The sequence below is a fragment of the Persicobacter diffluens genome (assembly GCF_036244895.1).
Classification (GTDB): Bacteria; Bacteroidota; Bacteroidia; order Cytophagales; family Cyclobacteriaceae; genus Persicobacter; species Persicobacter diffluens.
Map to the genome: position 1 here is coordinate 70672 of NZ_BQKE01000005.1, position 26668 is coordinate 97339.

The following is a 26668-nucleotide window of genomic DNA, read 5'->3' on the forward strand; positions in this document are numbered from 1 at the left end:
AAATTATCCCTAATATGGATAGTATGCTTTATCCTTATTCATTCGGTCCCATGGAAAAATTCAAAACCATGCGAAAGGTCTCCATTTTGCATGCTTACCGTTAAATGAGGATTGAAAGCGTGTTTGAAAGCTTATTGGAAACAATTTTAGATAATTTCTCAAAAATGTCGCTGCTATTCTTTCAAAATAATCGGATATCACTACTGCAATAATCAATTTTCCTCGGTGAATTTTGACTTTTTAACACGCTCTTAAGCCTATATTTTTTAAGATAAATTATTATTTCAAATCGATTGTTATGATTCAGCTAAGCTCAAATATGGATTTTTTTAATTGTTGTTTAATTCACTAAAAAAGCGCAGTAACCACTCCTCTGCCGCTGCGGATTGCTCCGGATATTGCCAATGGCCGGCATTGGGATAAATGCCCAGGGCCTTTGGTGCGGAAATATTATTATATACCGCGTAAAATGGCATAGGAGGACATACGTCATCATGGTAACCTGTCAGGTAAAGGCCGGGCACCTTCAGCTGTCGGGCAAAATTAACAACATCATAATAAGGGGCAACCTTTAGCCAATTGGGATGATCCTGCTCATCGAAATGTTTAAACTGGTGAGGCCAGCCCCCGGTTTGATGCTTACGATAAGCCATCATATCCGCCATCGCAGGATAGTGAGCTGCCAGCCCTTTGACGTCAGGATGCAATGCTGCTACCATGATAGAAAGCGCTCCACCCTGAGAGCCTCCAGTGACTAATATCTGATCCAGATTTGCCTCTGGTAAGGTTTTAACAAAATCCACCGCCTTTACGCATCCTAAAATCACCCGGTGATAATAATAAGTGTCCCGCTGGTCGAGTCCGCGAATCTGGTAATTCGCCAATGCGCCAGTGGCCAGGTCCTGATACAGGGAGGGCTCTAAATTAACGGGTATTCCATGAATGCCCATTTGAAGATAAATAACCTCTTTTTCCGCAATAGCATATCGATGGGCATAAGGTCGTACGCCCGCGCCCGGATAACCGATAATCACCGGTAATGGCCCTTTGCTATTTTTGGGTATATTCAGTAAACCATACATTTTGCCGGTTCCCCGCCAACCTTCTTTCGTATTATGGTAGGATATATGATAAACATTGACCTCTGATGTACATAAATCTGGTATTAAAGTCATTTCAGGTTTCAGACTGACTTCTCTAGCCTTAGTTATGGCCTGCTCCCAATAGGCCGTAAAGTCTTCCGGTAATGGAGTCACCGCCTGAATTTCCGCTACCTGGTAGCCAGCTTTGGAGAACGATTTGATCGTTTTTCCTTCATACTCCATATGAACACGACAAGCATAGAATCCTGCCTTATCCACAGAAAATGGGCCGATCTCTGCGCGCCCCTCTTTCAGCGCAACTTTCCCCTTATGCAGGTGCTCGAAGCCATCCATTCCAAAATCATAGTGAACCACCACCTGTTTATTGACCGGCTGATCATAGGCTGTTGCGTAAAGCTGAAAGATGATTTCCTCCTTTTTCTCATAAGTCCATTTTTTAGGACTTATTTGTAAGTTAACATACTGTATGCTTGGCTGTGCATAAGTATTATGATAAAAAGTGCATAAAATAAACAGGTATATAAATGTAATTTTCCTCATCAGTTAGGTTTTATATGGGTTAAAAAATAGTAGAAAAAATTAATGGTTTTACAGCTAAAAAGGCACTGCTTAATTTACTATAATCAAAATATATATTTTGGTATAAACCCCTTAACCCGAATTATTCACCGCTAAATTTCGTGAGTCGATATAAATATTAAATCATCAGGTTTTTTCGGTTTATTTTATCGAATTATCAATAGCTCAAATTCGGGTATGCTTGCTTTCTCCTCATTCATCTGCTTCGTTGGGGAAAATTCGAAATAGGAAACTATTCCTTCTTTTTTCCTGCCTAGCGGCTAAACGGGGATTTAAGTACGCATATCCGGGTTAATATTGGTAAAAACTAAAGCCTTAAACTAATATAAGCACTCTTTTTATAAAAACTAGATTAAATCCCTATGGATGCATCATCCTGCAATATACAATTCATAATAAACGAGCGACATGATTCATTTAGTGTCGCTCGTTTATTTGATTTCAATGCTTATTGTTCTGGTAGTCGATGTTCATAAATCTTAAGATTCACCGGCCCTAACAATCCTGAAGGCTGTAATTTACTTTTCATGTTCGGATATTCATTCGTGCTTAATATTCGGGCATAAGCAGGGATCCGTTGTTCATAGATGATCCGGTTAAAAAAGGTGCTCGCCACTTCCACCTGTAATAAGTTCTCTCCTATTTTCAGGTTTTCTTTAAGGCTTGCCTGATAAGGTGCACACCAATTGCTTGGATGTCGATGCCCATTTACGATCACCTGTGCAGTGCCGGCAACTTCCCCTAAGTCAACCATTAACTTTCCTTTTTGAATCATCTCATACTGCTCGGAGGTTAAGAAAAATTTCTTTTCATATTGCACCATTCCAGAGTAATAATGAATGTCATCACATGCAATAGTACTCCAACTTTGCAAGTACGCAAAATGCTGAGGGGATTTAGGTCCTCCAAGAGAAGGGTCAAAAGTCAATGTCCAATCGAAGCTCAAATCCACTTCCTCCTTCAGCACCAAAGTATTATAAGAGACTTGGCTGTCCTTATTCGGCTCATCGGTCAGCACGAAAAACATGCTCTCGTTTGGGGCAAAAGTATGGTTTATGATTATTCGGTTATCTTCTCTTTTCCATTTATCACAAGCCCTTACAGAACCGGTTAGCGGATCAAATAATTGGGGTTGTTTTCGATCAGCATTAAAAATCAGCCTTGCCTTCCGGGAGGTCTTTTCATTTTGATTGACTACAAAATAAATATCCTGCTTGTGATCTTTTCGGTGCGTCCAAATAATATCATGGGGATTATAGCAATCTTCCACCTCTAAATCTGCTAATTGCTGATCAAGTTGCAAAAGTTGTTCGAGCGGCATATTTTGAACAATTCGTCCCTTGCCCAAAGCATGAACTTTTTGCCCCTTGGATGGCCACATTTTCTCACAAATTTGCTGAAATTCTTTTTCCCTGAGTCGATCCACTAATCCATCCGTACGGGCAGGAGCCTGCCCAACGATGGTCAATCCTTGTTTAGCAAGTTGATAGAGTTGCTGAATGATTTTTGGACTGGCTGTCCATTGATCATGATGAGGAAGGACCAGGTATTTGTACTCCATCCCGCTTTTAAGTCGTAATCTACCAGCCTTCACCTGTGCCTGGATTAATAATATCTCAGCATTGATGCCATCATAGTCATAGCCATTTGGCAAAGCAGGTTTAAGGTATTGTCGCCCGGGTACAAATTTGAGGCTTCCTTCCCCAATGAAATAGGCAAAATCCGCAACATGCTGCCCTTTCTGCAACATATAATTACATCGGCTCAGATATTGATGAAAAGAATCGCTGTAATTCCACCAGGGCACGTTGGTATCCAGCGCAGCACTACCGACCGTAATGCCGGGTTTGGCATCAGGTTGAAATTTATGAGAAAAGACCGAAAAGATGACTTGATTTAGTCCGTTACAAAATGCCTCATCCGCTCTGTTTTTGTAAGCGGCCGGTAACATGGCCCAGGCTTTAAATCTGGTAAATGCCTCCGCAGTGATATAAGGCTTGCCATAGATGTTCGCCGCCGAAGAAGCGGTGCGGATTGGATCACAAAAATAGTCCATTACCCGGTTAGTCTCATCTACCCAAAATTCACACTGGGGAATATCTACTTTCCCGAAAGCGGTTAAACCATCAATATGAGGGTGAGGCATTGTGCCGTAACCATTTTGCGCGGAAGTTTTAAGTTTACGGTCATGGGCAAGAGTGGTATAATATTCGAAAAACTCCAGGTACAGGTCGGCAAGTGTTTTACGATAATCGTACATAAACCTATTAGAAATTTCGCGACTTTCCACTATTCGGTGTGCCAAAATCGGTAGGTAAGGCTTTAGGTCGTAGCCATTTTTTTCCTGAAAAATCTGCATGAAATTATCCGTCCAGGTCGGTTGGATAGCTCCTTCGAGTGCCCCAATTTCCCAGCTATCGAATAATAAAGAGTTGAAGGTGGTACCAGTATGTTCACCTGCCACTTCAATCATAGGATCGATAGATTTTTCAAACAAGATATCCAAGGTTTTGGTATCAAAAGGATTGCCCTCATAACCTTGAGGTCGCAGGTGGCTTGCACTACGTGAATGCCCGGGCACCAGCACTTCACAAAAACGTAAAATGGTCCAACGCCCTTCCGGTGCCGCCCATTGAAGTACCCCTTCTTCATTCATTTGATCGGATAAATCAATGACTTCAGACGTTTGTATATCAGCCTCCTGAGCTTGAGAATAATAATCGTTTACGACCAAATTGCCCCCATCAGCCTTAGCAGGATAATCCCATACCCCTTGGTTCGCTGTTTTGGTTTTCCACCATTTAATTCCTTCCCGAACAGGAGATTTATCATTAGCCCGAAGGAGCCAGGCCTCTCCGATCATGATATTCTCATTGTAATCTGTTTGAAATACCAATCGGAATTTATGCCCCTTCGTAGGCCTAAACTCGACCAATTTTTCCTGATCGGATTGCATTTGAAACTGATGGATTACATCATAGATTCCTTTTGAATCTGCTCGCTCCAATCGACAGTTCCACATGCGCTGATCACCATTATCCTTAGCTTTAGGACTAATGAACAACTGCTCAAAAAGGTAGTCCTGTTCATATTCCCATTCCAGCCACTGTTGGTCAAAAGTACCATTGGCTTTATAACTAATAAATGGGGTATGAGGATCCATGTCCACCACATTTTCGGCAGTATAAACCTGCTGGAAGAAATAGGCTTTTTCGTGTCCGGAATCCGTCACTTTTAAGGGCTTTGGTGGATGACTCCCTTTTTCCGGAATGGCCAAAACAGCTATTTCCTTCTTATAACCTTCCGGCAGTTCTGGAAGTGGAAGTTGTTGATGGATTTGTTGTCCCCCTTGCAGCGTCGTTTCTGCAAAAGTAATCCGCTTTGCTCCCTGCTCTTTCGTAAAATGCTGACTCCCTAATCCCCAACCTGCCGTAGGGACTTTTCGAAAAGTAAGTCCATTTTTTTTTGCCTCGTCTAAAGCAAACCTAAAGTGCTTCATCCATTTTTCATCATGAATGGTCGTATCGCAAAAACAATGGCCTTCAATATCAAAGTGTTCCACCATTGATATCCCTTTGTCGGCCAATGCTTTCATGTCATGGGCAATGCCTTCATCGGAAACACAACCGCCTATCCACCGCCAAATGGTTCCTGGTTGGTATTCTTTTGGCGGTTGGGTAAACTGCTGTTCTATATTTTGGCTGTTGGCTTGTAGGGAAGCCCAAAGAAAAAGTACTCCTGTAATTGAAAAAATGGAAAACCTCATGATGTGAAAAATTATATAGATCCCTTATTTAGACATTGATCCTAAGTAATTAGGACCCCTGCTCGTAGGCCTGCAATAACCTGCTGAGCTTATTCTTGATATATTTATCGCTGAGGTCATCAAAGGCATCAGACTGCTCAAGCGCTTTTAATTTGGTGTAAATTTCTGCAGATTTTATTGCTCGTTCATCCAGGATATTACAAACTCGAAGAACGACGTATGGATTCTGATGTGATAAAAGTTTGGCCAATTCATCTGCTCCTACCTTCTTTTCTCCTAAAACTAATAGAGCCTCTGCGCTGGTGGCGGCTACATCGCCGGACTCATCTTTTAAAGTCATTTTAAGCGCCTTGATGACCGCTTTTTTCTCTTTTCTATTCATCTTCAGGTCCGTTTGTAAAAAGGCGGTCGCACCCCAAAAACGTATGGCTGCGGTTTCACTTTTCAAATACTGAAGCGCTTCATTTGCTGAAGGTTCCTTTGTACAATGGCGAGCAGCTTGAATAATGTTCGCCATTCCCTGACTATCCGCGTATGCCTGATAAGTCGTCTCCCCTTTCTCGGAGGCCGCAAAATATTCCCCTTCAGGGATAAAGCCAATATCTCCAGTTACCTGCATTTCGGTAAAGAGCGCTTGTCGCATTTTCTTTAGCAAGTCCTGATATTCGGGAAGCAATGCCAGATTGTTGACATTGAAAGGATCCTTATTTACATCATATAATTCTTCCACTGCTTTTGGGGTAAAAAAGCGATCCTCAACTTTACTTAATTTCCCTTCCAAATGAAGACGCTCCCAATCCTGCATGCTTTGGGCATTCCATAGGTATTTAATCCACTGCCCCTGTGGTCGATGCGGGTTGAAATTTCTGATATAACGATAATTTTTAGAACGAACGGTACGGATCAAGTCATAGCTTTCATCCATACGGCCACGGAAGCCATAAGCCATCCGATCTTCAGCTAAATTCGGATCAAAAATAGGCTTTCCAGTCATATAGTCAGGGGCTTCAATTCCGGCAAATGCCAATAGCGTTGGTGCCATATCCACCAAACTCACGACCTGATCGGTTCGTCTTTTGGTCTTGATGCCAAATGCCTGCTGATATTTTTCCGGAACCTGCATCATCATCGGAATTTTAAGACCTGTTTCGAAGGTAAAGCGTTTACTGCGACCAAATACCCCACCGTGGTCACTGGTGTATATCACAATGGTATTGTCCAATTCACCCGAGTCCTTTAAAAATTGCATCGCTAAAGCAAACTCCATGTCCAATCGTTGCATACATTCATAGTAAAGGGCGAGTTCCGCTCTAACCGAAGGAATATTAGGTAGGTAATCTGGCACTAAAACCTTCTCTGGATCCATCTTCACAATTGACCTTTCCAAACTATCCAACTTGTGCGCTCCGAGGTACTTCATTGTTCCTTTAAAATAATCCTCAATTTTTCCAGGGCGCAGCTTATCCTCATGAGTCATCCAGGTGTTGTAAAAGACAAAAAATGGCTGATTCGACGCACGACCTTTAAGTGCATCTTTCAGATCCCACCATTGATCAATATCCCAGGTGCCGGCCTGTTGAGGGATATTATAATCTCGTTTGATACGCAGACTGGTGAAATAGCCCGCCTCTTTTAGGTATTGCGGAAAAAAGCGAATACCTGTCGGTAAATTCACTTTACTGCGCATATGTTCACTTCCCAAAGAAGAAGCGTGCATACCAGTGATCAAGGTAGAGCGCGAAGGTGCACAAACCGGGGCATTGGCAAAAGCATTATCAAAAACCAATGCCTGTTCCCCGAACTTATCCATTGCAGGAGTATGAACGATTTCGTTACCATAAACCCCCAGTAAAGGGCTGTTGTCTTCACTCATAAACCAGAAGATATTGGGTAAATCCTGATTTTGACAGGTAGCGGAGGGCGCAAGCAATATCATCAGGCACCAAGAAAGGAATAATGTTGTATACTTTTTCATCGGAAATTTTCATCTAATCACCACCAAAACTAATCTTTCCTCGGTCTGGAGTAGGGGTGAAAAAATCTAAAAACGCGTAATTTTTAACCCTTTGCGAGCAAATAGCCCAATGTCTCCTGCATTAGGCCAAAAAAAAGCCTGATCGAATGACCAGGCTCCCATTTTAATTATTGAAAAAAAGTAACAGTTCAAACGCTGGTGAATGTTACAGTGGGATAATCCATGCATTAGAAGCATCAATGACGGAATGCTTATTGAGCGGGGAAAAGAGCCGCGGGTTTCCCCACGGCCGAATATAACCTACTATTTTTTTATAAATTTGACCGTATGTATGGCCTGACCACTGGTCACCTGAAGGAAATAAACCCCCTGACTTAAGTCCCCGACATATACGCGAGCATCGTCTTGCTTTTCTTGGTCCTTCAACAAAAGTCCCTGGTTATTAAATATTTTTAAGGTATAAGCCTGCTGATCTTCCATTTTAATGCTCAAATAATCGGTTACCGGGTTAGGTGCGATATGGATTTTCTGCTGCCCTTCTTCCGATGAAAGCGCATCACAATTCCCCTGATTACTGATAGCAACCACTAAGGTGCTCTTTTTTTCCTCCCCATCGGGGAAGATAGAAGCTGAAAGGGTTACTTCTCCATTGGATTCACATTGTCCCTCCGACTTTACATGCAATACCATCCCTATTTTTTGATTTTCAACGGCCATTCCATCCTCCATCTGTGCTTCCCACTCCACATTATCGTCATTGAAGAAATCCTCAGGGTTACCTTTAATTCTTACATACACCTCCCCTTTGTTCTCGGTAATATTAGGATCAGTGTAGGGTTCGAGTTCAATACTGGCATTGGATCTCAAATATTTAAAATCCCCAATGGCATAGGGATCATAGGCAAAGTCCTCCCCTTCAAATTCAATGATCAAAAGGCTGTGCTTTTTCAGTTGAATCAATTGTCCGTCTTTAATCTTTGCGTTGCTAACGTTGAGTGTCGTTTCCGAACTACTAAAACTATTCCCGGACAATTCATAGAAATCTGCGTTCACCTCCCCACTCAAAATTTCCGAAGGAATATTAAGCTGAACGGTGTAATCAGATTCAAAATCACGGCTAAACAAAGCAATAACATACTTACCGTTCACGTTTTTATAAAAATGTTGCCCGATCGGGTCAAACTCATAAGCCTCACCTGCCGCATTTTTCAGACTCGCCCCTGTTTCCACCGTAGCGTTCAAGACATCACCTACGGTATGCTGATTCAATAATTGTGCAACGGAATACAGCGGTCGCGGTGAATAGCCCGCTTCCGCGTTGGTAATTCTCCACTCTCCATTGGTCAGATGAAACAAGGTGGGATAAATTCCTCCTAATCGATTCATACTGAAAGCATAGTCAGAAATCAGTAAGGCCTGCCCCAATTTACCATTATAAGAACTTGTCGTCGCATTGGTTTCATAAGCGTACATCGGCATTACATGCTTACCGAAACGGAACATGTCCACATAAAGTGTTTCAATAATACCGTGGAAACGTTTAGCAAAAAAAGCATATCGATTTTTATAATAATTGAGTTCACTGCCCTCTGGACCAATCGTATTGTCATAGCGGAAATCTCCCCCTAAATACCCTGAAACACCCAACACATCCAATGCGCCATTATCACCGGATAAAACCTGCTTGTTTTTGTCTCCACTACTCTCCTTATCCGGATATCTTCCAGAGTACACAATTTTAATCTTCTCTGGATCATAAGCCGGATGTGCCTTGATAATAGCCGCCATCTCACGACACCATTTGGCATATTCCGCATAATTCTTACCAATTTCCGCCCTGTGCGCATCTCCCCCCCACACTTCATTTCCCAACTCAATCACAAAGGCAGGCAATTGGGGTAAAAATGGGTCTTCATAGCCCTCAGCGGCTCTTAGCTGTCCTCCGGGCGTACTGCTATCCCCAGCGACATAATCCATTAATTTAATGAATGTCGCTTCAGAATCCGTCATATAATCCACCGAATTAGACACCCCTACCACCAAAGAAAAGGCGGCATCGGTTTCCACACAAAGTTCCATCACCTCTCCATAGGTGGCTACTTTATCCACTCCTGTAGAGGCTGCAAATGAGATTGAATTGGCTGTAATCGCCCCCCATCTGATATTTTTCGGTTCCATTTCCATACATACCCGTCGAATATCCTCGTTGCGAGTTAGAGAACCATCATAGTAAGGACCATTAATCCCGATACCCGTATTGTAGGCAATCGGTTCAGGCAATAAATGAAGGGCCGCAACCTTGGCTCCGAATTCTGTGAAGTTAGGGTCAAAAGTAGTAGTGCTAAAAGAGAAGACTTTACTTTTAACAGATTCATTACCTGAAGCATCCACAGCAACAATCTCAATATCATAACTTTGCTCCGGCTTAAGATTGGTTAATACGGCAGAGCTGGCCTTTACACGATCCTGACTGTACAAATTACCATCTACATAAAGGTAATATCCCACCACGGTCGTTTCCTGATCTTGGGCACCGCTCCAACTCACCTTCACGGACACCCCTGAACTTTGATCAAGGTTCAACGCTGTAGGAGGCGTAGGTGGTAGCAAGTCTTGTTGATAAGTTGTAAAAGTCTCAATATTTGAAATCAAGGATTCATTTCCCAAAGCATCCAGGGCGGTTACAGCCAGCGCATAATGTGTTTCAGCCTCCAGATCAGTGATCACATACTCCGTATCCTTGGCATGAGCCATTAGCATTCCATTGAGGTAAATATTATAACCCACCACTTTTTTGTTATCAGTTGCTGCCGTCCAGCTTACATGTGCCTGGTGGGTTTCGATAATATCTGTTTTTAAATCCGTTGGTGTACTTGGCAATTCATCGTCCCATGAATGATAAGTATAGGTAGCAGGAATTAATTGTTCGTTGATATTAGCATCCGTGCTACTCCACATCAATTGAAAGCGAGGTGGCCCCACCACCTGGTGGTGGCTACAATAAATACCATATACTTTTCCTTTTTCAAGATAGATATCATCGGATACTGGTGAATCTATATCATGCTTATCATAAAGCATAAATCGATCTCTTTGTAACTCCGTTGTTTCACTGAAAAATACTCGTCCCGGTTCATGTGCATACAAATGAAACTTATAATTTCCACTTACCGGAGGGGTGATGTAACCCGTGAGCGTAGCAGTAAAGAAATCGTCTTTTTTCTGCCCGCCAATAATCCCTACAGTCAGCGGGATGTCATCCCAATTTAGCTCATCATAAGGCATAATAGAATTAGGAGTGATCTCCTCATAAACCGATGCGGTTAGTTCGGTAGGATATTCTTCCTTCCAGAATTCTATATCATACATGGAAAATGCCCATCCCTTCGCATCGTAATCTGTTACCTCTACATGGGTACTTTGAGAAAAAGTCGATTCTCCAGCATCAACTGTAACATTCACCATTGTGCTTCCTTCCCCTTTTTTCAGATTGACGATGGCTACGGCAAATCTGCTATTGGCTGTATATTGTACTTCTTGGAGCTCTGCAAAATCAGCATCATCAAAAGTTACCTCGAAACTAAGTTCCCCCTGAGGATCTTCCTTTAGGTTACTTATCAAAAAATATTGCTGACTTTGATGTTGATTGAGGCGTACCACTTCCGGCAAGGTAAAGGTGGCCGGATTATTAATAAAATCAAGATTTTCTGCTTGCTGTACCTGAATTAGCTTCGTTTCGCCATTCCCCTTAATGGTGAAAGACCCTGAGCGCTCGATCAGCGGATTAGCAGCTGCGACAATCGACAGTGTGGCATCTCCGGTTCCACTCATCGGGCTAATCGACAACCATGGGGTGGTATTGGTGATAAACCAACTTACATTCGATGAAATTTCCATCGATTGGGTGGCTCCCTCACTTGGAAATGAAAAGGAAGAAGCATCAATATTTAAATAGTTATTGTTTTCAGCTACTTCACCATTGGCAATGAAGTCCATACCCTCACCAAGGCCAAAGCCCACGGCTGTATATTTATCGTTAACTCCATAAATATAAATCCGAAATTCTACGGGCTCAAAAAGGTTTTGGTGATCGTTTACCGTCATGATTTGTCGCGGGTTGTCTCCATTACCTTGCATAGCAAATGTAGCCAGCACCTTTTCCGTATCAAAACCATTAACACTGGATAATAGGGCAAAATTACGCTCCATATTTTGGCTTACCGGCCTTAGGTCAATATTGCTCAGGGAAAATACCTTTCCTTCTTCAGGCGTTACCGTAAAAGTGAAATATTCACCTTTATCCAACGCCTCTTGTAAGGTCAGTGCTTCCTGAAATTTAGCCGTAAACCCATGGGATCGGTAATTAATTGGTTCTAGTCCCTGCCCTAAAGTCATTTCACTCACGGTAATCCCTTCCGCATGGCTAATGGCAGTACTGCTTGCAGCACCATTCATATCCTGAAATTCCCACTGAATAATTTCCTGAGCCTTTGCCATAAAGGAGGAAGTTATTATAAAAAGAATAAGTAGATACCGGTTGAGATTGGTATTTGTAAAAATCATAGCATTTAAATTAAATCACTAAAAAATATTGATTTCAAAGTAATGTTAAAATGCAATTCCCGAGGGCAATTTTTGTCTGTAATCGTGTCATTTTTACGCTATCAAAAACCCATAAACCACTCATTTATAGGAATAAAAAAAAGACCCCTGAGGGTCTTTCTATTTAAAGGTATTGATCGATATTTATGGTAATGTTTTTTTGCTTTCCGTTATCAATATCGGTTATTTCTATCTCTATTGGATGCGCTTGTTTTCCTTCATAACCGATAAATGCAGTAAGCCGACCATTCAGCGTACTTTTGGTATTGGCAGTATAGGACTCATGACAATATTGATCCCCGGACTCCAGTCCTAATAATTTGCCGCTTCCTTTGACTTTTACCTGAAATCGATGTTCCTGGTCAGGCACGATAATTCCCTCAGCATCTTCCAACGAAATAAATAGTAAGGCCAAGTCATCGCTGTTTGCAAGCAGACGCTCCTTATTCAACTTCAGGCTAAAATCTACGGGCCGGCCGGCAGTTTGTAATTGATGTTCTCCCACCAGCTTCCCCTTATTGTAAGCCAATGCTGTCAAGCTACCAGGCTTGTAGTGCACTTTAAGAGGGATTTGATACTGATCAGTGGACCGTTTCGCCTCATAGATGTTTTGACCATCCTGCTGCACTACAATAGAATCACAATTGGAATACACAAAAACATTGCTGAGGTACCCTTTTTTCCATTTCCAGTTCCAATGGGAAATCACATTGGCTGGGTGCCAATCAGTAATATCTGGATTGGGGTAATTTTCAACGGCTAATCGCACCACTGCTTCGTCCGACCAATAGGCTTTTCTCAGGTAATATTCAGGACGATTGTGCTCAGCCATGCTGATAATGCCGGCATCCCACCCTCTTTTGGGCCACTTTCCGGCTTCCCCCAAATAATCATATCCGGACCAAACGAATTCTCCGATAACAAATGGGGAATGCTTGACACCTGACCAATAATATTCATCATGAAAAGTTTCTGTGCCCACAAATAATCGGTTCGGATACTTCGCCTTTTCAGGTTGGTACATCGCCCGATCTGTATAACGGCCAACGTAATTGTAACCTGCAATATCCAGCGCATCCATAAACCCACTGGCATTGGCTTCGGCTACAAAATCACAGCCTGCAGTTACCAGGCGAGTACTATCATATTGGTGACAGAGCGCCACCAGTTTTTTGGCTGTTTCTGCACCTTCCACTTTCCGCTGATCCGGAATTTCATTACCAATACTATACATTACTACACAGGGGTGATTCCGATCCCGTAATATCATCGCCCGCAGATCCGTCTCAGCCCATTGCTCAAAATGACGATGATAGCCGTAAGGTACCTTGCCCGATAAATCCTCAGTTACTCCCCAATGGTTGCCACACTTCCACTCATCAAAAGCCTCATCCATCACATAAAAGCCCATCTCATTGCATAGCGCATAAAATTCAGGCGCGAAAGGATGGTGACTCGGACGGATGGCATTACAGCCCATTTCTTTTAAATTCTGAAGTCGATACCGCCATAGCTCCACTGGCACAGCCACACCAAAAGGACCCGCATCCTGATGTAAGCAACCCCCCTTCAGTTGGGTAGGTATTCCATTCACCAACATGCCTTTTTCTACATCAAAATTCACCGTTCGTATACCCACCGAATAATGCAAAGTATCCATCGGTTGATTTTCAAGATGTAAAATCATTTGTAGCTGATACAAATTCGGATCTGCGGCTGACCACAAAGCAGGCTGATCAACCCATAAGGAGGTGTTCACTTTCGCAGAGGAGAAATCCTTTAAGGAATCTTCAACGGTAGCAGAAGCCACCTGATTCCCCATTGCATCCAATAAATGAAAGTCAACCCTAAAAGCACTGGTAACACGGGTATTGGCCTGAGGATTTTTACGCCACCATTGGAAATCAGAGCCCGGGAAAACATTCGAAACAATTCCCGCCTGAACATGTACCACTGCCTGATCTGCACTCACCTCACCAAAGGTAATAAAGCTATCTGCCTCCCGGAAATGCGTTTTTTCTTTAACAATCAACCAGGTGTTGCGATATATACCAGCACCGGTGTACCATCGCGAAGCCGGTTGCCGATGATTATCAGCCCGAACGAAAATCCGGTTTTTTTTCCCAAATTTTAAATAGGGAGTCAAATCATATTCAAAAGTGCTGTATCCGTAAGGATATTGCCCCAGAGAATGCCCGTTAATCCATACTTCACTATTGCTAAAGACGCCGTCGAATCGAATAAAAATTTTATTGTCCTTCAGCTGTTCCTCCAACCTAAAAACTTTTCGGTACCAACCAATACCTGCAGGTAAATATCCGCCACCGGCGCCGGTCTCATTTATCTGTGAAAATTCCCCACCAATAGACCAATCATGAGGCAATTGGACCTGCTGCCACCCCTCCTCCAACTGATGGATTCCCCTGAGGCTAGCCCCTTCGTTAAGCGTGAATTGCCAATCATTATTAAAATTATTTTTTCCTGCAAAAAGAGATTCCTGCGCTTTAACATTTAAACTAAAAAACAAGCATATTCCTAATAGTAAGTACTTTTCCATTTTCAAGATCATAAAAAAAGAGGAAGGTCCCCCAACCCTCCTCCTCAAATTCATCATTAAGTAAAATTACTCCCCAACTATAATTGCTGCGGGGCATTTTCCCCCTTCACAATTCTAGACTCTTTATAATCAAATTGCTGATTTCCTATGCTCACATTCTCCAGCGATAAATCCCGAACAAAGTTATATTCTAATACAGGTTTATTCGAATCAGTAGATTGGATATGGATGTTTTTCAGTTTAATATTCTCTAAAACGGCGTCAGCCCAACCATAAATCCGAACGCCGGTAGCGGAATGATTCACCTCCATGTTTTCAATGCTTATATTTTTAAACATGGTGGGGTAAGGACTGGTGGAATCATTATCATAATTAGAGATAATACAAATCGCATCTTTACCGATCTCGTTTATTTTAAAGTTTCGAACATAAACATCCTCTATCACCCCACCTCTGGTGCGATTACTCTTCAAAAACACCCCCATTTTTACATCCTGAAGTGCGTAGTTGTCCAAAGCATAAATGTGCTGAGCACCCGCTCCGATTTCACTACCAATACAGATAGCATAATGGTTTTTGAAATGACAATTTCGAATGAAAACATGCTTGGTCTTATTGTTACCCACCAACCCATCTCGAATAAAGGGAGAGTTCAGCTTCGCCATTTCTGTCCCCTCAACTGCCACGCCTTCACGAGCTTCCCGATCTCTTCCCGACTTAATCGCAATATTATCATCATGAGTGTCAAAAAGTACATTCTGAATCAAAACCCCTTCACAACCATCCGGGTCAATGCCATCATTATTGACGATCTTTCCATCCAGAATTAAATTCTGAAAAGTCAAATTCTGACAAAAAACCGGATTGATCATCCAGAATGGAGAATCTTGGAATTTGATGCCATCCACCAAAATATTTTTAGAAAAATACAAAGAAAACAGCTGTGGTCGGTAGAAATCTTCTTTGACATCATTAAATACCCGATCGGCCACCGGAACCCCGTCAACATTGACTTTTTTCAATAACATATTGGAAGGCAATAAACCGCGATCTATACGTGACTTACGACCTACCTGCTGCCATTCCAGCCAAAGTTCTCCATCTCCGGTAATGATGGGACTCGCCCCATTTTTACTGGTGCTGTAAAGTTTCACATTTTCAATATTGAAGCCATATATCAAAGGAGAAAAACTGTACATCATCGTCCCTTCATATCGTCGTAACACGCCTTTACCATCTTCACCCAAATAAGCTTCCGGTGCAAATTCAAAATGCAAAACCGTACTGGGATCAAAACCCAGTGCAACATTACTTTTTAAATTTATAGGCCCCTTACAACGATATACCTCTGTCCATTTGATCCATGATTCGGATCCCAGCGTATTATTGAAAATGAGGTGACCACCACCCATAGCAGAAAGACTGTCTATTGCAGCCTGAATATCCGAACGAAAATCATAAGTACCGTTGGCATCAGGCAGCTGTCCGCTAAATTCGGTCAACAGGATACTTGGCCCCTCAATTTTCGGAGGGGCGATTTTCTCCATTACATTTGCTACCCCTTTAACAAAAGGATCTTCTTCCTGCACACGCTGGCAGGATCCTAAATATAAAAGTGATATACAAAATAAGAAGCTTATTTTTTTCATATTCCTCTTATTAAGATGCGATTTTTTGACTTGAAATAACAAATCCTCCCTTAGGTAATACCTGAATTTCGAAATTTTTCTCTTGTGTTTGGGAATGCATAAAACTGGCGACATCCGGCCCATCCGTGATGATATTCCATTCCTGAGCACCGTCTATAAATGAAAGATCCAATTGGAAAGTTTTCCCCACATTTTCCCCATTCAATCCACCGATAAACCAACGGTCACCCTTTCTTCTGGCCAAAATAATTTCCTTACCAGGATAGCCTTCCACCAGACGGGTTTCATCCCAGACGTTAGGCACCTCGCGTAAAAATTGCTGGGCATATTTTGGCAACGCCATATAGCCTTCCACCGCATCTCCCATATGCTGCAAGCCGGATTCAAAAACCACACTAAGCGCCAATTCATGGCCGTAAGTGGTGGTGTGCGGCTTTTCCAAATGAGTGAAAACTACCGGGGTATAATCCATTGGCCCTACTACATTTCTGGTAAAAGGTAAAATGGTATTAGCAGTAGCGGCATACTCCGTATACTCATCACTGAAACTATAGGCCTCGGCACCAAATACCGATTCCATGGTCATCAGGTTCGGATAAGTTCTTTGCCAACCTCTTGGAATGGCGCATCCATGGAAATTCACCAAAATTTCAAAGTCCGCTGCGTCCTTCAAAATGTCCTGATACAGCTTCATGATTTCCTGTTTATCACTTTGGAAGAAATCAACCTTCACGCCTTTAATGCCCCACTCCTGCAGTTTTTTAAATTCAGCTCTTCTTTTTTCGGCATTGTTCATGATATTTCGGGGTGCCTCGGTAATCTCATTATGCGGGCCTCCGGAATTATACCATAATAATAATCCTACATTTTTTGTGTTCGCATATTCAATCAGCTGGTGAATATCTCCTCCCTTCATCATATTCCAGTTAGCATCCACTAACGAATAAGCCCAATTCATCTCCGCCGCCAAATCGACAAACTTCACCAAAGACTGATAATCCTGCGGGCTATCATGATCCGATAACCAGCTCCAGGAAGCTTTACCCGGACGAATCCATTCCGTATCCGATACCTGATTAGGTGCAGCCACTAATTTGACCATCTCCGATTGAATAATCTCATTCAAATCCTGTCCCACGGTAATCGTTTTCCAGGAAGTACTCCATGGCAAAGTAGAAGAAGGATGTTGCTCATAAAGCCCATTGGCTTCCCCTTCCTCTGGCCAGCGGAGGCCAAAAACGCCATCTTGTGCTTCTGTAAGGTGCATACCGGCAAAATTACGGCTCACCCCAGCATCGGAGAGTAATAACCAACGACCATTCGTCTGAAATAAAGCCGGAAAACACCAACCGTGATTATACATCGCTTTGGCATTCACTTCTTCCTTTCTATAAAACTTTTCGTAGGAAGGATTCCATGGTGAAATTTTATCATATACCTGCATAAAAGCCGTATCCTGCTCCCCAAAATGGAAGGTCATTTTATCCTCCAGCATTTTTACCACCACTTCAGATGTCCCCGGGAAATGATACTTCATAGCCACTCCCTGATTGAATACGCGGGTATGGATTTCTATCACTTCCTGTTGAGGATTCTGTAAGCGCAAAACCGCCAACTGACATTTTTCATCCAACTGCGACTGTTTACCGGAAATCAATGCCACTTTCTGATGGTCAGTGGCGATGGGTGCCCAGTCTACAAAGGATAATTGTTGGCTTAAATCCGTATCCGAACGCACCGCACCCAAAGAGGCCCAGGGCATAATTTCTGTGGATTTAGCTTCTATTTGGTAAAAGACTTTCCCTTCGTCAAGCTTAAAATTTACCGTAAGGCCTCCATCAGGTGCATCAACTGACCACTGATCCTGTTTCATTACTGCGCTGCATGCCGCCAAACAAATAGAGAGACCGCAACACATCAAAAGTTTAAAAAATGAATTTATCATACCTGTTTTTGCTTAAAGGAAATGGTGATGGCATCTCCTGCGTTTAATTTTATATTTTTTGCGAATGCACATTCCGTGCGATCATTAAGATTACTCTTTTGTAATGACCACGCGATCTCCTTTCCGTTTTGGCTGATGGAATGAATCTGTTTCAATTCCTGTTCCTGCAAACTTATTCCGGCCAGAGATAAGCTCCCGTAATGACAGGAAACGTGTAAGCCCTCTTTGGGCTTGATCTGTAAATGCGCCCCGCCATTGGCTCCGGTAAAGAAGTATTTTTTATTGGTAGCCGGCAGGTCTTTGCCCAGCGTCAACACATCCTTTTGCAGGCTGATGCTCGCATAGGCATTTAGAATAGCCCAGGCAGACATTGGACGGAAATAATGACCTCCAAATTCCTGATGATCCCAATATAATCCTGCTTTACGGTAACGATTGTCTACTGCCTTGATCACCTGCTCTCCTTGCTCTACCATTCCTTCATAAATCAGGAAAGAAGCAAAGGCAAGTTCTACGCCCGTCCACGGCGTATTGGCCTGATCGACCCAAAGGTCTGATTCGGCAATCGGGTATAATTTGGGATGTTCCGGCCAGGTACAATTACGAAGGAAATGATTGTTCATAAAAGAATAATCCATTACGGTTCCTAAAGCTTTCCGCACTTTTTCCTGATCGAATAAGTGGCCCAGCCCTACGGTGTGAGCGACCCACTGCCCCATCAATTGGTCGGTCAAGCATCCCTCATCGGTGCCCTTCTTCCCTTTATAATCGTTGGCCAGTCGGTAATACTCCCCATTCCATAGTTTGCTGTCCATCAGCTGACGGCCCTTGTGGGCGATCTTCTTATATTTTTTGGCCTTCGCCTTCTCTCCTAAATCCTGTGCGGCAATGGTCGCCAGGCGCATCGTATTCACCCATTGCGATTGTAAGTAGGAGGCTAATCCATGCATGGGGAAATTATCATAGCTACACATAATCCCATGCATATCCGGCATGCCATCCCCACTGGTATCCAGCGTCTCCAGCACATAATCTATCCCCTTGACAACGGAAGGCCACATTTCCTTCAAATATTGCTTATCGTGCGTAAATAAATAATCACGCAAAACCATTTGAATATAATTCGGCACCAAATCCACCCGATGGCTAACGCCCCAGGTGCCGTTGTGTGTTTTATTCGGATCATATCCAATACCATGATTAATTTCGCCGGAAGGTTGTTGTAAGTCACGATGGACGCGCATCATGGCTTTTTGCAATTCCGGGAACAGGCTGACGATCATCACCGATCCATATAAGGCCACATCTGCCGTCCCTTTAGGTCCCCAAGAAAGAGAGGAAGTCAGTCCTTCCTGAATGGTGTATTTCCCACTCTTGGTCAGTGTAGAGGAGGTAATGAAAGTGTTCAGGTGAGAATTAACCTGATCCAAAATTTGAGGATCAATATCGGTATCATACATTCCCTGCTGAAAATGCTTGCTGGCCTGCTGCATACGGCCCTTATTTTGATGGCCATAGGCGATAATATCTGCCGTACTACGGAAGAAATTCTGATAGTAATGTCCCAAATTTTCCGTCAGCTGAAGCCCGGACTCATAACGGCCAATGATCGGCTGATTCGGGCCACGTTTTTTATCATCTTTATAAGCGCCGTAAAAATTAGGAAAATGCCAAAACATCATCACCTGTGCCTTGGCTTTGCCCCCGGCCTTAATATGGTGAGTAGCCGCAACGGACGAAAAACATCGTTGATCATTTACCCGTCCATCCACACGGCCGATCGTCTTTCCATCGGGTGTTTTTACATTTCTATTCTCAGTATCATTGACATTCCGTAGTGTACCGGAAATCAACAATTCTTCATAGTAAGGGTGACGGTGCTCCCAGCCCAAAAAGTAACTGGTCTTTCCTCCTTTAATAGTAAGCCCCATATCCCCAAAAGCACTGGCATCCTTTTTCACCCCTTCTACCGACTGCTGGAATCCCACATACCCCTGATCTTCTACCAATTTGGTGATAAACTTCTTGTCCACCTGATCATAAGCGACCAAATTGCGTTGAGTGGCCACTAAGGTAACCTCTACCTTTTTCTTAATCTTGGAATGAATCTCAAAATCAAAGTATACAATGGGCAAGGAAGAGTCCTTTATATTATGTGGGATAAAAGGCGCATGCGCCTTCATTTCAATATCAAAAGGCATTTCAGGATCAGTATAGCGCATATTCACAAAAGGAAAACGCCCTGCATATTCAATATTTTGTACAGCAGACATCCAGGGATAATAATAAATCACCCCTTCCAGACCACCTTCCTGAATGCTATTATTAATTTGCAAGAGTTTAATCTGAGGATCCTCTCCTTCTACCTGATACCGTACCACAAAGAATTGAAGACTCTCCTCCAGGTCAGCATGTGGAAATGCGGCTAAATCAAAAGCAGGTCCGGCACCAAAAGGATAATTATTAAAAATACTCCAATTATAAAAATTCCCATCCTTGCGTAATTCCACAGATCCGGTTCCTATTCCTCCTAAGGCAATTCCGCTTCTTACCCTTCCATCAGCATTATATTCCTCTACCACCGGAGGGTGCTCATGGATTTCCTTTAAATTTTCCCATGCCTTAGGCGCTTGTTTCTGTCCATTGGCCATCACTACATTTGACAGACCCAATGCGGACAAAGCCAAACCACCTTTCTTTAAAAATCCTCTGCGTTCCATAAAAAAATAAGTTTTTCTTGTGGAAGCAAATTGCCTTTTTGGCGAAAAATTAACGTTTACGATTTATCTAAAAAGGATAACTTAGTGTCTGAATTTAAAAATTGAGCCATTGAAAGCAGGCAGGAAATGTCCTAATACGGCCAGAATAGGGTATAATTTTAGTAAAAAAGGAGAAAAAATAACTTATTTTCCCCTCCAACTACTTTGGCGTCAAGGATTAATTTTGCTCCAGGGAAGCCTTTTGTTTTTCCAAAAAACAATAACTCCTCACCAGACAAAAACCGTTTTTGCCCAAATGATTCGCCGCTAAACATCGTTGTTCATCTTAACAGACTTGATTCTAAGCCAGAATTATCCTGTTTAATAATTTATTAATAGCCCCAATTTGGACCAGTTTGCTTTCTTCACCTCCACCTGTTTCCTTGAAAAAAACTTAGAGCGAGTTTAAAAGCCAAAATTCGCAGCGAAAATTTGATTATTGTAGAAGCGATAAAGATTATTTGGAAAGAATAGCATCGGTATTGTTGAGAAATTATCCAAAATCGCTTCCAATAATTCGAATTTGCAGCCGAATGGAGGGCGCTTAAACTTGCGCTTAACATAGCAAAAATTCCTTCAATATTACCCCTTGCTGCTCTACGAGGATTTTTATACTTATTTCAGTTAAGCGGGTGATTAAATCCGGACTTCCTGATCAAAATATGGAGCTAAAAAAGCGATTCTCAATAATTCTCGGTGTATAGCAGCGCTATTCACGAAAAATTATCCAAAATCGCTTCCTGTAATTTGAATTTATGCGTGTTTAAAAGCCCAAATTAATAACCAGATAGTGTGCGCTTTAGCAGGCGCTTTGCTTCAATAGTGTGGAGGTAAACACTTCCTATACTAATTCGACTTTCTCAGACTTTCTGCTGTGTTGCCTTAAAGTGAAACTCTTGGGGGTTTCGCCGAATTCTCGCTTAAAACACTTACTGAAATATTTGGCATCACTAAAGCCCACAAATGTAGCAATGTCCGTAACATTCACATTTTTTTCCTTTAATATTTTAATGGCGAGTTGCATTCGATAGTGCTTAATAAACTCATTGATCGACATCCCCGAAATCCCACGCAATTTTTCGTACAATACGGTTCTGCTCAGCCCTAATTTTTCCGTTAGAAAAGAAACATCTAATTGCGGATCCGACACATGGTCTTCTAATACTTTAACCACCTCTCTCATAAATTTCTGGTCATCAGAGGAATCGGAAAGCACATCGATATTGATAGAATTATTTTGACTTACTTTTTCTTTTATACCCAAATTGACATTTAAAATATTTTCAATTTTTTTCTTGATAATATTTATATCAAATGGCTTTTGCATATAGTCCACTACCCCTAACTGATAGCCTTCATTGACGGCATCCGTATCCCCTTTGGCCGTTAGAAATACTACCGGTATTGCTGCGGTGGCAGCATCTTCTTTCAATGCCTTACACAGTTTAAATCCATCCATTCTAGGCATCATGACGTCGGAAATAATCAAATCAGGTGCTTCCGTTTTGGCCACCTGAAGCCCCTCATAGCCATCTCCTGCCACTTTGATATCCCACATATGCTGGAGGCAGGATTTTAAATAATTTCGTAGTTCTTCATTATCCTCTACGATTAATACCTTTTGCTTATTTTCAGATGTAGGCAAATGGTCCTGTTTATTTTCAAGCGAGACCGGTTTCAAATCTTCAATTTCAAAATTTGGTAGGGTCGCATCCTGTACTGCACAGGAAACAGATACATTATGTTCAATAGGAAGCGTAACGGTAAAAACCGTTCCCCGATCCTGGGCCCCATTGTCCGCATTACTGCTGACCGAAATACTCCCATGATGCAACTCCACTAGGTGTTTGACTAAAGATAAGCCAATGCCTGTTCCATTTTGGCCTACATCCACCAATTCACTTCTATAATATCGATCAAAGACTTTATCCACATCATGGGCGGGAATACCCATTCCGTTATCTTTGACTTCGATCACAATATAGGAGCGATCCTGTTGGCTTATGGTATTCATCATGATCGTTACCTTCCCTTTTTTATAAGTATATTTGATGGCATTATTAATCAGATTGAAGAAAATCTTTTCTACTTTATCCAAATCAAAAATACTATGCGCCCCTTCGACCTGTGTTTCCAGATTAAGGGAAATCTCTTTTTCTTTGGCCATCCATTGAAAAGAGGAAACGATAGAAGAGACGACCTCGACATAATCATTTTCACTAACCTGCAATTTAGACATCCCGACCTCCGCTCTTTTAATTTCCAGAATTTGAGTCACCAGGCGCTGTAATCTCTTGGCATTTTTCTCAATGAGGGTCAATACATTTTTTTCGTTCAGGGAAAATTCTTTAGAAGAACGAAGCAGCTCCTGTACCGGGCTGAGGATAAGCGATAGCGGTGTTTTTAATTCATGAGAAATTTCTGTGAAAAAGCGATCATTTTTTTGAGATAGCTCTTTCAGCGAATCGGCCTGAAGCTGAATTTGCTCATAGGAAATGGCATTTTCCATCGCAATGGTAATAAAATTACCCATGTGCTTAAGTAGTTCCACATGTTCCGCCGTAAACTGATTAGGCTGCGTATTTTGAGCTACTAAAATACCAATGGTCTTGCGGCCTTTCATCGAAAGGGGTTGGTATATTCCGGACCAATCCAACTGCTCATATTTCTGATCCGGAGCACTAAGCCGTACTGCAGCCTCTTTACCAATATTGTCAACGAGTAAGGCCTCGTTTAATTGCACCGCATACACCGAAAGCCTGGAGATTTCCGTTCGGGACACAATTTCTTTAATAATAGCCCCACTTTCCTGATCCCGCCCCCAAAATTCAATGGTATTGTTTTCATAATTGAGGTGTCCCAACATCAGTCGGTCTGCCCCGATGAGTTCAGAAAGCTCCTGAGATAACTGATCAAAAATCACATTGATATCAATGGAAGACGTAATTTTATATCCGAAGCTTTGTAAAAGCTCAATGCGTTGATTCTTCTCCAATAAATCCTCTCTTTGGCGATCTATTTCCTGATGACTTTTGATAATTTCATTTTGTCTCACCAATAATTCATCATTACTCGCCTTCAATGCCTTGGTCTGCTTTTCCACCTCAGATTTGAGGAATCGCTCATTGATTAATTGTTTATATTTTTTATATCTAAAATATACTAGAACGATTATACCCAGGATAATCATCACCCCACACCTGAACCACCAACTTTCCCACCAGGGAGCCAGCACCACGATTTCCATTGTGGCCATTTCTTCAGACCAAAGGCCATCATTATTGGATACCCTGACCATCAGGGTATGATTCCCGGCAGGCAGACTATTATATAAGGCCAAATGAGAGTCCGTAGCTTTTCGCCATTGTGGATCTACAGCAGCGATCCGGTATTCAATTTGGTTTTTAAGAGGAGAGGCAAAATGGATAGAAGATAATATAAACTCTAATAATGTTTCATCATGATTTAAAACAATTTTATCAATAAAATTAATCGTTTTATTCATGATAAAACCAGACTTTAAAGTATCATAGACGCCTACTTTTTGGCCATTTATTTTCAAACCGGAGATCCGGGCCACTGCCTCATTTTCATTGTTGACAATTTTGGTGGGATCAAAATAAGTTAGCCCTTCCCTTCCACCAAAGTAAATAAATGCTTTTTCCTGATCATACCACATGGAATTGGTATAAAAATGATTGTCATGTAAACCATCCTCCTTATAAAAGCTTTGCCATTTGTTTTCCTTTTCATTGAATAGGGAAATTCCATAATCAGTCGTGATCCAGAATTGACCATTGCGATCCTCGAAAATAGCTTTCACGGAGTTCTCTGTTAGTCCATCGGATTCGTCATATAAAGTAAATTGCCCTGTTTTACTATCCAGCAGGTGGAGCCCGGAGCTCGTCCCTACCCAGATCCTTTGTTTTTGATCCTCATAAAGCATTCGGATATAATTGGATTGAATACCGCCCTCCTGCTGTTGGTTTTCATCATAAGAATAGACGCTAATCTCCCCACTTCTGGGATTCAGTTTATTTAAACCCATGACCGACCCCACGTAAACGTCGCCGTCGCTGCTCAGCAATATTTGTAGCGTTCTATTGGTTAAAAGCCGATAGCCTGGTTTTCCCTCCTCTGTATATTTCTCAAAATGATCCGATCCTTTTTTCAGGAAGAAGAGTCCGTGGTTATGCGCACTGACCCATAGGTTACCTTCCTCATCTTCTTTAATGTCCCGTACAGACCATCCCTCAAAATAATGAGGTTGAGCAGGATCATTTTGATAAGCGATTTCTTCACCCGTTTCCGGATAATATTTAAATAATTTCCCATTAAAAAGACCTATCCATAGTCCCCCATCCCAGGACTTGGTGATGACCGAAATACTTCCTCGATCGGAGAAAAAATCTTTTCTTTCCTGGCTTTTCAAATTAAAGGAAGTCAGGCCCTTTTGGGTGGCTAGCCAAAGCAGGTCTCCCTGATTGGTAATGCTATAGATATGGGTCAGATCAAGTTTAGCATTACTGTAAAAATGAGGTATGGTATAAAATGGTTTCTGATCTACATTTATTTTATAGATTCCTTTCCATTCGGTGCCGATTAAAATATTGTTATCCTCCAATAAAGTCATCGACATGATGCGGTCATTATATGGATGATCCTGGTCCAGGCTTAGATGCTCCAACACCTTCCCTTTTTTTACCAGCAATATATTGGTGTTCGGCCTGCCACTCACCCATATCCGTTGCGCATTATCGACTACAAAATTCTCGGCAATGCCACTCCACAGCTCCTGAAAATTCGCCTGATGATGCGCTTTGGCATAAAGGCCGGTGTTGGTCCCGATATAAACCACATTCTCAACTTCCTGAATAAATAAAATATCGTCATGATCTTTCAGTGGATGAAAACGATATGCTTTAGCATTTATCGGAAATCCTTTTTTATTCAGGGTAATATTCATCACCCCATTGTATGCGCCGGCAACCCACAGGTCTCCCCTGCTGTCTTCATATATTTTGGCAATATCTGTCTGGCTGAAAGGGGCATTTCGGGGATCGTCATTGAAGTTTCGAAGTTCATCTTTTTCCCGGTCAAAGCAGGTGAGCCCCTGCTCGGTGCCAATCCAAAGCAGACCGGCACTATCCTCCATCAGGCAATTCACAACATTGGTGGGCAGCCCTTTGGCCGACTTCAAATAATGCCTGATCTCCCCATTAACTGTAAATAGGTTTAATCCTTTATTGGTGCATAACCAAATATTACCATCCTTTGTCTCGAGTAAGGATTGATCATTTTGGGAGAGATGTTTCGTGGAAATCCCATCCGCCTCCGTGATAAAGGTGAAACTATCCGTGACCGGATCATAACAATCCATCCCACCCGTGGCATACTGAATCCAAATTCTCCCCTGACTGTCATTCACCATATTGGTAATCCAGGAACCATGGATACCATCGGGATCATTGGGAAGATATTCAAAAGTTCTCAGCTTATAGCCATCATATTGGTGAAGCCTGTTGCTGGAAGCAATCCAGACATAGCCCAGTTTGTCCTGCAAAATTTTATTTGCACGTTGAATTTTATAGGTAGCCTCTTCCAGAATTTTCTCATATCGGATGCTTTGCGCATAAGAAAAAATCAAAGAGACCCAAAAAAATAGGGTGAGTATGCATCGTCTCATAAAAGCTAAAAAATTGAGTACAATACATAAATGTTGATTTTTTTACT

9 protein-coding genes are annotated in these 26668 nt (G+C 42.1%); all 9 read right to left on the bottom strand.

The annotated features are described in order from the left end of the window. Positions 1-329: 329 nt before the first annotated feature. The 9 genes from AAA970_RS23860 to AAA970_RS23900 all read right to left on the bottom strand — a co-directional run bounded on the left by AAA970_RS23860 (position 330) and on the right by AAA970_RS23900 (position 26621). Positions 330-1643, bottom strand: coding sequence for an acetylxylan esterase (locus AAA970_RS23860; RefSeq protein WP_338239404.1), 1314 nt, complete (start codon positions 1641-1643; stop codon positions 330-332). 487 nt (positions 1644-2130) lie between these two features. Further along, the gene (locus tag AAA970_RS23865; RefSeq protein ID WP_338239405.1) at positions 2131-5448 is read right to left on the bottom strand and encodes a glycosyl hydrolase; all 3318 of its coding nucleotides are present in this window, start codon (positions 5446-5448) and stop codon (positions 2131-2133) included. Positions 5449-5497: 49 nt separating this feature from the next. After that, entirely contained in the window at positions 5498-7423 is a 1926-nt protein-coding gene (locus AAA970_RS23870) for a sulfatase-like hydrolase/transferase (protein WP_338239406.1), read from the bottom strand. A gap of 303 nt (positions 7424-7726) precedes the next feature. Then, positions 7727-11920, bottom strand: coding sequence for a fibronectin type III domain-containing protein (locus AAA970_RS23875; RefSeq protein WP_338239407.1), 4194 nt, complete (start codon positions 11918-11920; stop codon positions 7727-7729). 229 nt (positions 11921-12149) lie between these two features. After that, a complete protein-coding gene (locus tag AAA970_RS23880) occupies positions 12150-14582 on the bottom strand; it encodes a glycoside hydrolase family 2 TIM barrel-domain containing protein (protein ID WP_338239408.1) in 2433 nt (810 codons plus the stop codon). A 77-nt stretch (positions 14583-14659) separates the two neighbouring features. Continuing rightward, positions 14660-16231, bottom strand: a complete 1572-nt coding sequence (locus tag AAA970_RS23885) for a glycoside hydrolase family 28 protein (RefSeq protein ID WP_338239409.1) — start codon at positions 16229-16231, stop codon at positions 14660-14662. 10 nt (positions 16232-16241) lie between these two features. Further along, entirely contained in the window at positions 16242-18104 is a 1863-nt protein-coding gene (locus AAA970_RS23890) for a glycoside hydrolase family 97 protein (RefSeq protein WP_338239410.1), read from the bottom strand. A gap of 68 nt (positions 18105-18172) precedes the next feature. Continuing rightward, positions 18173-20896, bottom strand: a complete 2724-nt coding sequence (locus AAA970_RS23895; RefSeq protein WP_338239411.1) for a GH116 family glycosyl hydrolase — start codon at positions 20894-20896, stop codon at positions 18173-18175. Between the two features lie 880 nt (positions 20897-21776). Next, positions 21777-26621, bottom strand: coding sequence for a hybrid sensor histidine kinase/response regulator transcription factor (locus tag AAA970_RS23900; RefSeq protein ID WP_338239412.1), 4845 nt, complete (start codon positions 26619-26621; stop codon positions 21777-21779). Between the last annotated feature and the right edge of the window lie 47 nt (positions 26622-26668).

Coding starts and splice junctions, on each gene's coding strand:
- AAA970_RS23860 (WP_338239404.1), bottom strand. CDS start 1,643: ATGAGGAAAATTACATTTATATACCTGTTTATTTTATGCACTTTTTAT.
- AAA970_RS23865 (WP_338239405.1), bottom strand. CDS start 5,448: ATGAGGTTTTCCATTTTTTCAATTACAGGAGTACTTTTTCTTTGGGCT.
- AAA970_RS23870 (WP_338239406.1), bottom strand. CDS start 7,423: ATGAAAAAGTATACAACATTATTCCTTTCTTGGTGCCTGATGATATTG.
- AAA970_RS23875 (WP_338239407.1), bottom strand. CDS start 11,920: ATGGCAAAGGCTCAGGAAATTATTCAGTGGGAATTTCAGGATATGAAT.
- AAA970_RS23880 (WP_338239408.1), bottom strand. CDS start 14,582: ATGGAAAAGTACTTACTATTAGGAATATGCTTGTTTTTTAGTTTAAAT.
- AAA970_RS23885 (WP_338239409.1), bottom strand. CDS start 16,231: ATGAAAAAAATAAGCTTCTTATTTTGTATATCACTTTTATATTTAGGA.
- AAA970_RS23890 (WP_338239410.1), bottom strand. CDS start 18,104: ATGAAACAGGATCAGTGGTCAGTTGATGCACCTGATGGAGGCCTTACG.
- AAA970_RS23895 (WP_338239411.1), bottom strand. CDS start 20,896: ATGGAACGCAGAGGATTTTTAAAGAAAGGTGGTTTGGCTTTGTCCGCA.
- AAA970_RS23900 (WP_338239412.1), bottom strand. CDS start 26,621: ATGAGACGATGCATACTCACCCTATTTTTTTGGGTCTCTTTGATTTTT.